General features: G+C 70.8%; 13 protein-coding genes. 6 read left to right on the top strand and 7 right to left on the bottom strand.

Translation table 11 applies throughout. The features are described from left to right. Positions 1 to 80: 80 nt before the first annotated feature. From JN350_RS12155 to JN350_RS12145, 3 genes are read right to left on the bottom strand one after another with little or no spacing between them, the layout of a single operon-like run. Positions 81 to 1010, bottom strand: a complete 930-nt coding sequence (locus tag JN350_RS12155) for an OmpA/MotB family protein (RefSeq protein ID WP_205462372.1) — start codon at positions 1008 to 1010, stop codon at positions 81 to 83. A 2-nt stretch (positions 1011 to 1012) separates the two neighbouring features. Then, on the bottom strand, positions 1013 to 1846 hold the full coding sequence (locus tag JN350_RS12150; protein WP_205462371.1) for a motility protein A: 834 nt from the start codon (positions 1844 to 1846) through the stop codon (positions 1013 to 1015). Between the two features lies 1 nt (position 1847). Further along, positions 1848 to 2129 carry a flagellar FlbD family protein gene (locus JN350_RS12145; RefSeq protein WP_123938088.1) on the bottom strand — a complete coding sequence of 94 codons (282 nt, stop codon included), beginning with the start codon at positions 2127 to 2129 and terminating at the stop codon, positions 1848 to 1850. 198 nt (positions 2130 to 2327) lie between these two features. Here JN350_RS12145 and JN350_RS12140 point away from each other — a divergent pair, with 198 nt between their 5' ends. The 4 genes from JN350_RS12140 to JN350_RS19515 all read left to right on the top strand — a co-directional run bounded on the left by JN350_RS12140 (position 2328) and on the right by JN350_RS19515 (position 6812). After that, entirely contained in the window at positions 2328 to 3896 is a 1569-nt protein-coding gene (locus tag JN350_RS12140) for a helix-turn-helix domain-containing protein (RefSeq protein ID WP_205462370.1), read from the top strand. Between the two features lie 95 nt (positions 3897 to 3991). Further along, complete coding sequence (locus tag JN350_RS12135; RefSeq protein WP_205462369.1) at positions 3992 to 5164, top strand: DUF475 domain-containing protein; 1173 nt, start codon at positions 3992 to 3994, stop codon at positions 5162 to 5164. A gap of 68 nt (positions 5165 to 5232) precedes the next feature. Next, a complete protein-coding gene (locus tag JN350_RS12130) occupies positions 5233 to 6372 on the top strand; it encodes a cation:proton antiporter domain-containing protein (protein ID WP_240347293.1) in 1140 nt (379 codons plus the stop codon). Beyond that, on the top strand, positions 6321 to 6812 hold the full coding sequence (locus JN350_RS19515) for a hypothetical protein (protein WP_240347292.1): 492 nt from the start codon (positions 6321 to 6323) through the stop codon (positions 6810 to 6812). The genes JN350_RS12130 and JN350_RS19515 overlap by 52 nt, the downstream gene beginning before the upstream one ends. On the opposite strand, the gene JN350_RS12125 is transcribed toward JN350_RS19515, so the two are convergent. Continuing rightward, on the bottom strand, positions 6767 to 8254 hold the full coding sequence (locus JN350_RS12125) for an MFS transporter (RefSeq protein WP_240347291.1): 1488 nt from the start codon (positions 8252 to 8254) through the stop codon (positions 6767 to 6769). The genes JN350_RS19515 and JN350_RS12125 overlap by 46 nt on opposite strands. A gap of 97 nt (positions 8255 to 8351) precedes the next feature. Between JN350_RS12125 and JN350_RS12120 the strand changes: the two genes are divergently transcribed. Further along, positions 8352 to 9236, top strand: a complete 885-nt coding sequence (locus JN350_RS12120) for an aldo/keto reductase (protein WP_205462368.1) — start codon at positions 8352 to 8354, stop codon at positions 9234 to 9236. A 21-nt stretch (positions 9237 to 9257) separates the two neighbouring features. Here the strand turns inward: JN350_RS12120 and JN350_RS12115 are convergent, their stop codons facing one another. The 3 genes from JN350_RS12115 to JN350_RS12105 form a co-directional block, all read right to left on the bottom strand. Then, the gene (locus JN350_RS12115; protein ID WP_205462367.1) at positions 9258 to 9800 is read right to left on the bottom strand and encodes a DoxX family protein; all 543 of its coding nucleotides are present in this window, start codon (positions 9798 to 9800) and stop codon (positions 9258 to 9260) included. Positions 9801 to 9890: 90 nt separating this feature from the next. Next, positions 9891 to 10139 carry a cation transporter dimerization domain-containing protein gene (locus tag JN350_RS12110; RefSeq protein ID WP_205462366.1) on the bottom strand — a complete coding sequence of 83 codons (249 nt, stop codon included), beginning with the start codon at positions 10137 to 10139 and terminating at the stop codon, positions 9891 to 9893. Positions 10140 to 10228: 89 nt separating this feature from the next. After that, a complete protein-coding gene (locus JN350_RS12105) occupies positions 10229 to 11572 on the bottom strand; it encodes an MFS transporter (protein ID WP_205462365.1) in 1344 nt (447 codons plus the stop codon). 63 nt (positions 11573 to 11635) lie between these two features. Here JN350_RS12105 and JN350_RS12100 point away from each other — a divergent pair, with 63 nt between their 5' ends. Next, positions 11636 to 12229: a CGNR zinc finger domain-containing protein gene (locus JN350_RS12100; protein WP_205462364.1), complete on the top strand. Its 594-nt coding sequence runs from the start codon at positions 11636 to 11638 to the stop codon at positions 12227 to 12229. Positions 12230 to 12254 lie beyond the last annotated feature (25 nt).

The following is a 12254-nucleotide window of genomic DNA, read 5'->3' as shown; positions in this document are numbered from 1 at the left end:
TATCGGTCGCCTGTGCGGCACCCGTCAGTGCTGTACCCCGTACTGGGGATGCAGGGGTGTGTGGCCCCGTCGGTCGTCCGTCAGCCCTGGCGTGCCCCGTCCTGCGCCTTCGCCAGTGCCGGCATCAGCGCGCTGACGTCCTGGTCGGCGTTCGACAGCACCACGATGTCGACCCGTCGGTTCAAGGCGAGGTCCTGGTCCGTCCCGCCCTTCGCGAGCGGCCGGCTCGACCCGAAGCCGACGCTCTGCACGTGGTCGCCCGGCATGCCGCCACGCTCGACCAGGTCGCGCAGCACCCCCGTCGCCCGGGCCGCGCTGAGCTCCCAGTTGGTGGCGTACGGCGCCGTCGAGTTCCGCTGGTCGGCGTGCCCCTCGACGCTGACGTCGTGGTGGCTCGTCTTCAGGACCGGGGCGATCGCGTCCATGATCGACTTCGCCTGGTCGGACAGGTCCGCGCTGTTCGTGCCGAAGTACGTCTCGCTGCCGACGAGCCGGACGATCAGCCCACGGGCGTCGACGGTGAACTGCACGTTCGCGGTCTGGCCGGCCTTCGCCAGGTTCTTCTCGATCGCGCTCTCGATCGCGGTGAGGTCGTCGAGTTCCTTCTTCGCGTCGGCCAGGTCCTGCTTCGTCGCGGTCACCGGCACGACGGTCGACGCGGGGTCGACGTTGGTGTCCTTCGTGCCGGACGACGCCGTCGAGTGGTCGGCCTGTGACTTGTCGGTCGAGTACCCGGAGCCGTCCTCGACCTGGTCCTTCGTGACGACCGTGCCGCTGGCGGTGTCGACCTTCTGCGACTTCACCTCGCCGAAGCCCGTCGCCAGGGAGTTCTTCAGCGCGATGTACTTCTCCTGGTCGACCGTCGACATGGCGAACAGCACCAGGAACATGCACATCAGCACCGTGATCATGTCCATGTAGGACGCCATCCAGCGCTCGTCGGGGTGCTCGGCCTCGTCGTGGCCCTTCTTCGCACGACCACGGCCGCGCCCTCGAGGGTTGGCGCTCATCGTCAGGCCGCCAGCTGCTGGTCGTCGGCGTCGTCGGTGGCGGCGCCCTTGCCGTTCTTGCCCTTCGCCTTCGCGGCGCCGTCGGCCCGGGCCGCCGGCGGCACCATCGCCTTCAGGCGTTCACCGAGCAGGCGGGGCTGGCTGCCGGCCTGGACCGCGAGCAGCCCCTCCATCAGGAGCGTCTGCCGGTCCGATTCGAGCTGCGCGAGCTTCCGGAGCTTGCCGCCGATCGGCAGCCACATGAAGTTCGCGGTGAGCAGGCCCCACAGGGTCGCGACGAACGCGCTCGCGATGAGGGGGCCGAGCTCGTCGGGTTTGCCGAGGTTCGCGAGCACGTGGGTCAGGGACACCACGGTGCCGATGATGCCGACGGTCGGGGCGAAGCCGCCGAGGCCCATGAAGAACGCACTCGCGCTGCGCGTCGGAGCCGCGTTCGACTCGATCTCGTCCTCGAGCAGGATCCGCAGCTCGTCGCCGTCGGTGCCGTCCGCGATGTTCTGCAGCGCCTTCTTCATGAACGGGTCGTCGTGCTTGTCGGCCTCCTGCTCGAGGGCGAGCAGACCGTTCGACCGAGCCGTCTCCGCCAGGCCCACGACGTCGTCGATGACCGACTGCGGCGGTGTGACCTTGCCGGTGAACGCCTTCGGCACGGCCTTGAAGCTCGCGATGGCGTCCTTCAGCGTGGTGCTCGCGATGCCGCAGCCGATGGTGGCACCGAACACGAGCAGCATCGGCGCGGGCAGGAACAGCCCGGCGAGCTCGACGTGCTCCATCTCGACCATGCCGAACAGGGCGCCGAAGGCGAGCAGGATCCCGATGATCGTCGCGATGTCCACGTCAGCGACCCCCGTCCTGCGTGCGGAGGGGCGCGACCGCGGCCAGCGTCGGCTGGGGGCCGGTGGCGTTCCGCGTGTTCGGCAGGTCGGTGCCGTAGGCCATGCCGACGATGCGGGCACGGTACGCGGCGATCAGGTCGATGACGTCGGCCATGGACTCGCGGACGATGTACTTCGCCCCGTCGACCATGATGAGCGTCGTGTCCGGCGTCTCGTGGATGCGCTCCACGAGGTCGGGGTTGACAGCGAATGCGCTGCCGTTGAGTCGTGTGACGACGATCATGGCCCGTCCTGGTTCTCGATCGTCCCGCCGCCGTCCGTGGGGCGGGATGCTGCCCGTCCGTGGGCCTGCACGGAGGTCTATCGGCGGACCACACCTGTTCGTTAGTTCATCTCAGATACGAGTTGTTGTGCCCCGATCGCTGGGAATTCGATGCACCGCCACCCCGTTTTTATCTCATGAGCGTGTTACGTTGACGGCATGTCCGACACCACCACCGTCGTCTCGCCGGCCACCCCGGCATCCGCCGCCCCGCTCCGCGAGGTCGGTGCCCTCATCCGGGGCGCACGCAAGGGCCGCAGCATGACCCAGGCGCAGCTCGCCGAACGCGTCGGCACCAGCCAGAGCGCGATCAACCGCATCGAACAGGGTGGGCAGAACCTGTCCCTCGAGATACTCACCCGCATCAGCGACGCTCTCGACCAGCAGATCGTGTCGATCGGCGGCGCCCCGCAGCGTGCGCACCTGCGCGTGCAGGGCGGCCGGAAGCTCAGCGGGTCCATCGCCGTCAACTCGAGCAAGAACGCCGCCGTCGCGCTGCTCTGCGCCTCGCTGCTCAACCGCGGCGTCACCCGCCTGCACAAGGTCGCCCGGATCGTCGAGGTCGACCGGATCATCGACGTGCTCCGCAGCCTCGGCGCGAGCGTCACGTGGTCCGAGGACGGCGAGACCCTCGAGATCGTCGCCCCGTCCGACCTGCACCTCGACGCGATCGACGCCGACGCCGCCCGCCGCACCCGCAGCGTCCTGATGTTCCTCGGTCCGCTCAGCGGCCGGTACGAGTCCTTCCGACTCCCCTACGCCGGCGGCTGCGACCTCGGCACCCGCACGGTCGAGCCGCACCTCATCGCGCTGCGTCCCTTCGGCGTCGACGTCGAGGCGACCTCCGGCTGGTACGAGGTCGGCGTCGCGAACCAGGACGTCCCCACGAAGTCCGTCGTCCTCACCGAGCGCGGCGACACGGTGACCGAGAACGCGATCCTCGCCGCGGCCGCCCGCGACGGCGAGACCGTGATCCGCAACGCCAGCCCCAACTACATGGTGCAGGACCTCTGCTTCTTCCTCGAGCTGCTCGGGGTGCAGATCGAGGGCATCGGCACCACCACGCTCCGCATCACCGGCAAGAGCCGCATCGACGAGGTCGTGGACTACTGGCCGAGCGAGGACCCGGTCGAGGCGATGAGTCTGCTGACCGCCGGCATCGTCACCGACTCCACGCTCACCGTCACCCGGGCGCCGATCGAGTTCCTCGAGATCGAGCTCGCGACCCTGGCCGAGATGGGCCTGCGGTTCGACGTCACCGACGAGTACCCCGCCGCGAACGGCCGCACCCGCCTGGTCGACATCACCGTGCACCCGTCCGAGCTGCACGCCCCGATCGACAAGATCCACGCGATGCCGTTCCCCGGGCTGAACATCGACAACCTGCCGTTCTTCGTGGTCATCGCCGCGATGGCCGAGGGAACCACGCTCGTGCACGACTGGGTGTACGAGGGCCGGGCGATCCACCTGCTCGACCTGACCCGCCTCGGCGCGAGCGTCACCCTGCGCGACCCGCACCGCCTGGACGTCACGGGTCCGACGCACTTCTCGGGTGCCGAGATCAGCTGCCCGCCGGCCCTCCGCCCCGCGGTGGTCATCCTGCTGGCCATGCTCGCGGCGAAGGGCGAGAGCGTCCTGCGCAACGTGGGCATCATCGCCCGCGGCTACGAGCAGCTCCAGGAGCGCCTGAACTCGCTCGGCGCGTCGATCGAGACGTTCCACGACTGAGGCGACCGCCTGCCCGCGTGACCCGACGGCCCGTCCCCGCAAGTGGGGACGGGCCGTCACCCGTTCTGCGCGGATCGACCCGGGCCTCCAGGCTGATGCGCAGGAGCGCTCCACCGCCCACCCAGGCGACCGGTGCTGGATGGGGTGATGGCCACGAGATCGCTCTTGACCGTCCCCCTGTTCGTCACGGTCGCGGCCGCCGCGGCCGCCTGGTTCGTCCTCGGCCCCGCCGCCGCCCTGGCCTTCGTCGCGCTCGCGCTCCTCGAGATCGCGATGGCCGCCGACTCGTCGGTGCCGATGGCCGGCATCGCCGGACGGCTGCACTCCCCGCCCGACGGCTGTTCCTGTCGCTCGGGATCGTCGCGGGCGTCCTCGCGATGCGGCTGCTCCTGCCGCCGGCTGCGGTCGCGGTCGGCGACGCGACCGACCCCGCGAGCTCCGTGCAGGAGGCCGTCTTCGCCCCCGGCTCGTTCTCGGCGCACCTCGCCGAGGTGCGCCCCGCCCTCGCCGCCTTCGGCGCCGCCTTCATCTGGCTCGTGTTCGCCGAGTACCTGTTCAACACCGACCGTGCGTCACGCAGGTCCTGGCTGGGCCGCCTGGAGGCCCGGCTCGCCGCCGTCGCGCGTCCTCGCGTCTGGTCGCTGGTCACCGCTGCGACGGGGGTCGCCGTCACGGCCGTCCTCGTCGGCGTCGACCGTGCGTGGTCGCCGGGTGCCCTGCTGCCGGTCGTGCTCGGCGGTGCGGCGGGCATCGCCGCGTACCTCGGGTCGAAGCGCGTCGCCGCGTGGGCGCTCGACGGGGTCGGCTCGGACACCGCGTCGATCGGGGTCGGCCGGGGCGCCTGGCGGATCCACGCCTACGCCTCCACCGTCGTGTTCGAGCGGGGGCTCGTGGTGTTCATGCTGTTCGAGATCCTGGACGGCGTGTACAGCCTGTCGGGGTCCGGGATCCTCGGCGCCGACGGCCTCGGAGCGCTCGAACAGGCGGCGGTCGCGGTGGCGGCGATCGGCGTCGGCGCCGTGTTCCTGGCGCGGTTGACCTCGCGCTTGGACGAGGCCGCGGGACTGAAGCGGCTGCGGTACCTGAAGGCCGGGGCGGCGTACGTGCTCGGGGTGCTCGCGGTGCTGCTGTGGGCGAGCCTGCTCGTGCCGATCCCCGGGGTCGTCGTCGCCTGGTTCGGCAGCGTGGTGATCGGTTCGGCGCTCGCGAGCTCGCTGCCGTGGCGGGCGTGGTGGCGTCGGCTGTCCCGGCGCCCACACCCCGTCTGATCACGCGCCTGGAAGGATCCACCGGAGATCGGCGTTGACTTGCGGGTCGGACGACGATCGGAGTGCACGTGCTGGGTCCTGAACTGGTGGTCGTCCTCGGCCTCGCCATCGCACTGACGGCGGGGATCGCGGACCGGATCCGGGTTGCCCCTCCGGTGCTGCTGCTCGTCTTCGGGGCAGCCCTGGCGTTCGTGCCGCAGTTCGCGGACGTCGAACTGCCGGCCGACGCGGTCCTGCTGCTGTTCCTGCCGGCGCTCCTGTACTGGGAGAGCCTGACGACGTCGCTCCGCGAGATCCGGAAGAACCTGCGCGGGATCGTCCTGATGGGCACCCTGCTCGTGGTGGTCACGGCCGGCGCCGTCGCCGTGCTGCTCCACCTGCTCGGCCTGCCCTGGGGTCCGGCGTGGGTGCTCGGCGCCGCCGTGGCCCCGACCGACGCCACCGCGGTCGGCGTGCTCACGAAGATGCTGCCCCGCCGGAACGTCACGGTCCTCCGCGCCGAGAGCCTGGTGAACGACGGTACGACCCTCGTCATCTACGGCATCGCGGTCGCCGTCACGGTCGGCACGCAGGAACTCACGTTCTGGGGCGTGTCGGGGATGCTCGTGCTGTCCTACGTGGGCGGGGTCGCCGCGGGGCTCGCCGCGGCGTGGGTCGGCACGCTCGTGCTGCGCCGGGTCGACACCGTGGTGCTCGAGAACCTCGTCACGCTCCTCGTGCCGTTCGGGGCGTTCCTGGCGGCCGAGGCGATCGGCGCCTCCGGCGTCCTCGCGGTGGTGGCGGCCGGCATCGTCGTCAGCCAGGTCGGCCCGAAGCTCGACCGCGCCGAGACCCGGCAGCAGGTCCGCGCCTTCTGGTCGTTCCTGACGTTCCTGCTCAACAGCGCGCTGTTCGTCCTGGTCGGCATCGAGGCGATGGTCGCAGCCCGGGCGCTGACGCCCTCGGAGCTGCTCCGCGCCGTCGGCGTCGTCCTGGCGGTGGCGGTCGTGCTCGTCGTCGTCCGGTTCGCGTTCCTCAACGCCGCGGGCGGCACCGTCTGGCTCGTCACCCGTCGGACCGGCGGTGCACCCCGCGAGGGCCACCGCGACCGGCTCGTGAGCGGTTTCGCCGGGTTCCGCGGCGCGGTCTCGCTGGCGATGGCCGTCGCCGTCCCCGCGTGCTCGAGTCCGGAGCGGACTTCCCGGACCGCGACCTCATCGTCTTCGTGACGGCCGGCGTGGTCGTCGTCACCATCGTCGGGCAAGCCCTCGTGCTGCCGGCGGTCCTGCGGCGGGCCGCGCTGCCCGAGGACGAGTCGGTCGGTGAGGAACGTCGCTACGCCGAGCGGACCGCCATCGAGGAGGCGCTCGACGCCCTGCCACGGTTGGCGCGGTCGACCGGCGCCGACCAGGCCACCGTGGACCGGGTGCGCAAGGACTACGAGGCGCACCTCGACGTCATCCAAGCACGCGAGGAGGACGACGACGACCACCCGGCGGTGCAGCGGCACGACACCGCCGTCGCACTCGAGCTCGCGCTGGTGCAGCACAAGGCCGCGACGCTGCTGCGGCTCCGTGACTCGGACGAGATCGACGACCTCGTGCTGCGCCAGGTCCGAGCGGGCTACGACGCGGAAGAGGCGCGACTCGACGGCATCAGCCCCGCCTGACCTCCGCCGCCCGACGGCGCACTCGATCTGCGCTCGCGCACGTCGGCCCGCGGGAGCACGACGACCGCGATGACGGCGCTGGCCACGAGGAAAACGGTCGCGATCGTGAGCGCCGTGTCCGTGCGGGCGACAACCGCCGCCGCGTCCGACCCGGCGGCGGTCGTGGCGACGGCGACGAGGACGGCCAGCCCGAGCGAGCTGCCGAGTTGGTGCGCGGTGTTGACCAAGCCGGAGGCGGCGCCCGCATCCGACGCCGTGGCGCCGTGGATGCCGAAGCTCGTCAGCGGTGCGAACACCAGACCTTGCCCGCCACCGATCAGGATCATCGGCAGCGCGACACCGGTGGTGAACGAGGAGTCGACGTGCACCTGGGCGAGCCACCACATCCCGATCGCGGTGAGGACCGCACCCGCCACGAGCACCCAGGCCGCCGGGACGCGACGGAGCAACCGGGGCACCGAGACGGCGACCGCGAAGTTCACGACGCTCATCGGCAGGAAGCCGAACCCGGCCTGCAGTGGCGTCCACCCGAACACCTCCTGCAGGAACTGCGTCGTGAAGAAGAAGAAGCCCATCATCGCGCCGAGGTACAGGAAGCGGATCGCGTAGGCGCTCGACCGGATCGGGCTGCGGAAGAGCCGCAGCGGCATGATCGGCTGCTCCGCACGCCACTCGTTCACCACGAGGAGCGCGAGCAGCACCAGCCCGACGACGACCGCCGTCAGGGTGACCGGCGACGCCCACCCCCGTGTCGAGGACTCGATGACCCCGAAGATCAGCGCGCCCACGCCGATGGTCGCGGTGAGGGCGCCGACGACGTCGAACCGGCCGGGAGCGCGACGGGTCTCGACCAGGTACCGCACCCCGAGCACGATCATCACGGCACCGATGGGCAGGTTCAGGAAGAAGCCGGCGCGCCAGGAGACGAGGTCGACGGTCACCCCGCCGACGACCATGCCGAGGCTCGCGCCGATCCCCGCGACCGCCGAGTACAGCGCGACTGCTCGCGAACGCTCGTCACGGTCCGTGAACGTGCTCGTGATCAGCGACAACGACGTCGGAGCGAGGATCGCGGATCCGATGCCCTGCGCAGCGCGTGCGGCGATCATCCACCAGCCGGTGGGCGACGCCCCGACGAGGCCGGAGGCGACCGTGAAGACGACCAGCCCGATGATGAACATGCGGCGCCGGCCGACGATGTCCCCGGCGCGCGCCCCGAGCAGCAAGGCGCCGCCGAAGGTGAGCGTGTACGCGTCCTGGACCCAGGTGAGCTGGGTCTGGGTGAAGTGCATCTCGCGCTGGATGGTCGGCAGCCCGGTGAAGACGATCGAGTTGTCGAGGATCAGCATGAAATAGCTGATCAGGATGATCACGAGGATCGCGGTCGTGTGGACGACGGTCCGGTTCGTGCCGGTCGCGGGCTGCAGGGTGTCGGTGGTCACCGGACGATGCAATCGCCGATCCGACCGCGCTGACAGGGGCTGTCAACCCCTGGTTCACCCGTACCGCCCGGTGCCGGACGGGCATACCGTCGTGGGCATGGAGACGATCACCCTGAACAACGGACTCGCGTTGCCGGCCATCGGTCTCGGCGTGTTCCAGAGCGCACCCGACGAGACGGTGGACGCGGTCCGCACGGCACTGGAGACCGGGTACCGCCACATCGACACCGCCGCCGCGTACGGCAACGAGCGCGAGGTCGGCGAGGGCATCCGCGCGTCCGGGGTGGACCGCGACGAGATCGTGGTCGAGACGAAGATCTGGGTCTCCGACTACGGGTACGACGAGGCCCTGCACGCGTTCGAGAAGGCCACCGGCAAGCTCGGCTTCGACACCGTCGACGTGCTGATCCTGCACCAGCCCGCTCCCGACCGCTTCGACCGGACGGTGCAGGCGTACAAGGCGCTCGAGAACTTGTACGCCGACGGCAGGGTCCGGGCGATCGGCGTGAGCAACTTCATGCCGCACCACCTGCGCTCGCTGCTCGAACAGGCGGACGTGATCCCAGCGCTCAACCAGATCGAGCTGCACCCGTACTTCACGCAGCCCGACGTGCAGCGCGCCGACGCGGAACACGGCGTCCTCGACCAGGCGTGGTCGCCCATCGGCGGGATCACGTTCTACCCGGGGTGGGGTGACGAACGTGTGAGCGTGATGGACGACCCCACGATCACCTCGATCGCCGAAGCGCACGGCAGGACACCAGCGCAGGTCATGCTCCGCTGGCACGTGCAGCAGGGCCGGAACGCCATTCCGAAGTCCACGAACCCCGGGCGCATCGCCGAGAACTTCGACGTGTTCGACTTCGCACTCACCGACGACGAGCTCGCGCGGCTCGATGCCCTCGACACCGGGCGCCGCAACGGGCCGGACCCCGACGGCGCGGACACGAGCCGGTTCGAGCGGGTGATCCCTGAGGTCTGACCGGGCGTGGCGTGCGATGGTCTACGCGTCGTCGGACGCCGCAGCGTCGGACGCGAGCGCCTTCCGACGCTGCGCGACCTGGACCGCGATCGCGACGGGGACCGCGGCGAGGGCGACCGCCCGCAGCCACGGGCGGTCGAACACATGCCGGGTGGCGTGGTCGAGCGACACCGGACCGGGGCCACCGAGCGCGAACATCGCCGCCGAGAAGCCGAGGAACGCCGGGAACTCGAAGCCGCCGTCCGCGTTGAAGAAGCCGTTCGGGGTGTGCACGCTCGACGCGACACCCATCGTCGTCGCGGCGCCTGCGCCGGCGATCGGGGTGGCGAGCCCGAGTGCCAGGGCGGCGCCCGAACCGGCCTCGCCGATGCCGGCCAGCACGGCGTTCCGTTTGGCGGGGCGGAACCCCATGGCGTGCATGCCCTGCGCCGTGCCCTCGATGCCCCCGCCGCCGAAGGCGCCGAAGAGCTTCTGGGACCCGTGCGAGACGAGGACGGCGCCGAGTGCGATGCGGAGCAGGGTCTTGGCGGTGACCGATGCGGTGCTGGTGGTGTGCGAGCTCATGCGTTCTCCCGATCGTCCGTGGTGGTGGTCCGGGCGACGGTACGCCGGCACGGCTGCGGTGTCCTCGGGCTGGTCATCGATCGCGCAGCATCACGTCTGACGGTTCGGGGTCACGCTGAACGTGTCGAGGTTCCCGACCGTCTGCCGGACGCGCTCCGCGGCGTGGTCGGCGACGTGCGTGGCGTCCTGCAGATCCGTCGTCATCATCTCGACCGTGGCCGATCCGGTCAGCCGGTGCCCGATCCACCGGAGACGGAGGTCGTGGACCCCGTGCACGCCGTCGGTGTGCTCGAGGGCGTGCTCGGCACGTTCGACGAGCGCCGGGTCGACGGCGTCCATCAGCCGCGCGCCGATCGACTGCAGGCGCTGCGGCTGTTCACGCTCCGATCACGCAACACTGCACCACCGTCAGCAGGAGGCCGATCACCTCACGACGAGGTCTCCTCGTCGACGGCGGAAGCCGCCGCCGACGGCGGGCGGAGCACGGTCGGCGCTGCGTCGTGGGTCGCGAGGAGGCGGGGGTCGCCGACGCGTCGAAGCGGTGACGCGACCACCCAGACGACGGTGAGCAGGGTGCCTGCGCAGCCGAGCGCGATGCCGGCACGGGTGCCGACCGACTCGCCGACGATGCCGCCGACTGCGGCGCCGATCGCGATGACGCCGTAGGAGAGCCACCGCATGGTCGCGTTCACGCGGCCGAGCAGGTGATCCGGCGTGCGCAGCTGTCGGAGGGTGAGCGCGACGACGCTCGACAGCGAGGTGCCCGCGCCGTTGACCGCGAACACCGTGACGAGGACCGCGATGAGGACCGGGACCGGCCAGGACGCATCGGCCACCGGCAGGGCGGCGAGGGCGACGCACTCGACCGCAGCGCAGGCGACCATCACGGGGCCACCACCGAACCGGCGAACACTCGACGGGGCGGCTGCTGCCCCCAGGACGGCCCCGATCGCTCCGAGGCTGAACACCAGACCGAGCTGGCCGGCGGTCAGGTTGAGTTCCCGGACGGCGTGGACGGTGAACAGGACCATCACCCACTGAGCGAAGAGGTTGTAGATGCCCGCGAACCCCACCAAGGAGACGAGGTACCGGTCGCGTCCGACGAACCGGAGACCGTCACCGAGGTCCCGGAGGGCGCTCCGTCCGGACCGCTCGGGCAGACGCTCGGTGGCGGCGATGCCGAGCAAGGAGAACGCTGAGACCAGGTAGGTCACGGCATGGGCGAGGAGCGCCCACGGGGCGGACAACGCCTGGATGAGGAATCCACCCAGACCGGGGCCGCCGACCTCGGCCGCCGACGCCGTCGCCTGCAGCCGCCCGTTCGCGCGCTCGAGGTGCTCCCGGCCGACCACCGTCGGGAGGAAGGACTGGTACCCCACCTCGAACGCCACGGTGAACGCACCGAGCAGGCAGACCAGGAGCACGAGGACCGGCAGCGTGAGTGAGCAGGAGAACGCGAGGACGACGACTCCGACGGTGAGGACGGCGCGGGCGAAGTCCGACGCGATCAGGATCGGCCGTCGTCGGCAGCGATCGACCAGCACACCGAGCGGAAGCGCGAGGACCAGGAACGGTACCCATCGGGCCGCACCAAGCAGTCCGACGTCGCTCGCGGAAGCATGCAGTACGAGCACGGCCAGCAGCGGCACCGCGAGTTCGCTGATCTGGCCGCCCACCGCCGATGCGCCCTGTGCGGTCCAGAACCGGGCGAAGTCCGCTCCGAGGCGCGGAGCCCGGTACCGCCTGGTGCTAATGGCTTCAGAGTCCTTCACGCATTAGACAGTGACAGGCTCGATCTAATGGCGCAACCTGAAATCAGGCATTAGCCTGGACTCATGGTTGCGGCAGGCACGACGACGACGTTCCCCGAGGTGGGCGGTCACGCGGGCTTCGACCTCGTCGACACGGTCCACTGGCGTCTCGACGACCGCCGCGCGATCGACACGCTCGCGTCGTACGACGACGTCGTGCGGTGGTGCAGCCAGACGGGCGTCGTGCCGGAGGGCACCCGCGAACTCCTGGACATGGTGTCGGGAGCGCCGCAGACGGCAGCACGCGAACACACGGCCGTCATCGCGTTGCGCGAGGCCATCTACGAGGCTGTGTTCGAGTCGTCCGAATCGGCCGTCGAGCTGATCGCTCGGGAGTACGTCGACGCACTCACGAGGTCCGTGCTCGATCATGACCCCGCCGGGCCCTCATGGTCGTGGCGGGTCCCGAGTGACCTGACCGGACCGCGCGCTGCGATCGCCGTGCTCGCACACGAACTGATCACCTCGGACCTCGGTGCCGCTCGGCAGTGCGGGGACGACGCCTGCGGGTGGGTCTACCTCGACACGTCGCCTCGCCACAACCGGATCTGGTGCACCGCCGCGGGCTGCGGGAACCGGAACCGGGTCGCACGGCACCAGGCCAGGAAGCACCCGTGAGGTGGCCGTCGCCGACGGCGGCCAC

The sequence above is a fragment of the Curtobacterium sp. 24E2 genome (assembly GCF_016925595.1).
Classification (GTDB): domain Bacteria; phylum Actinomycetota; class Actinomycetes; order Actinomycetales; family Microbacteriaceae; genus Curtobacterium.
The sequence above is the reverse complement of the archived record's forward strand: the minus strand, read 5'-3'. Positions and strand labels throughout refer to the sequence as shown.

What these genes read in the sequence shown, in the direction of transcription:
- JN350_RS12155 (WP_205462372.1), bottom strand. Translation starts at nt 1,010, where the DNA reads ATGAGCGCCAACCCTCGAGGGCGCGGCCGTGGTCGTGCGAAGAAGGGC.
- JN350_RS12145 (WP_123938088.1), bottom strand. Translation starts at nt 2,129, where the DNA reads ATGATCGTCGTCACACGACTCAACGGCAGCGCATTCGCTGTCAACCCC.
- JN350_RS12140 (WP_205462370.1), top strand. Translation starts at nt 2,328, where the DNA reads ATGTCCGACACCACCACCGTCGTCTCGCCGGCCACCCCGGCATCCGCC.
- JN350_RS12135 (WP_205462369.1), top strand. Translation starts at nt 3,992, where the DNA reads ATGCGCAGGAGCGCTCCACCGCCCACCCAGGCGACCGGTGCTGGATGG.
- JN350_RS12120 (WP_205462368.1), top strand. Translation starts at nt 8,352, where the DNA reads ATGGAGACGATCACCCTGAACAACGGACTCGCGTTGCCGGCCATCGGT.
- JN350_RS12115 (WP_205462367.1), bottom strand. Translation starts at nt 9,800, where the DNA reads ATGAGCTCGCACACCACCAGCACCGCATCGGTCACCGCCAAGACCCTG.
- JN350_RS12110 (WP_205462366.1), bottom strand. Translation starts at nt 10,139, where the DNA reads ATGGACGCCGTCGACCCGGCGCTCGTCGAACGTGCCGAGCACGCCCTC.
- JN350_RS12100 (WP_205462364.1), top strand. Translation starts at nt 11,636, where the DNA reads ATGGTTGCGGCAGGCACGACGACGACGTTCCCCGAGGTGGGCGGTCAC.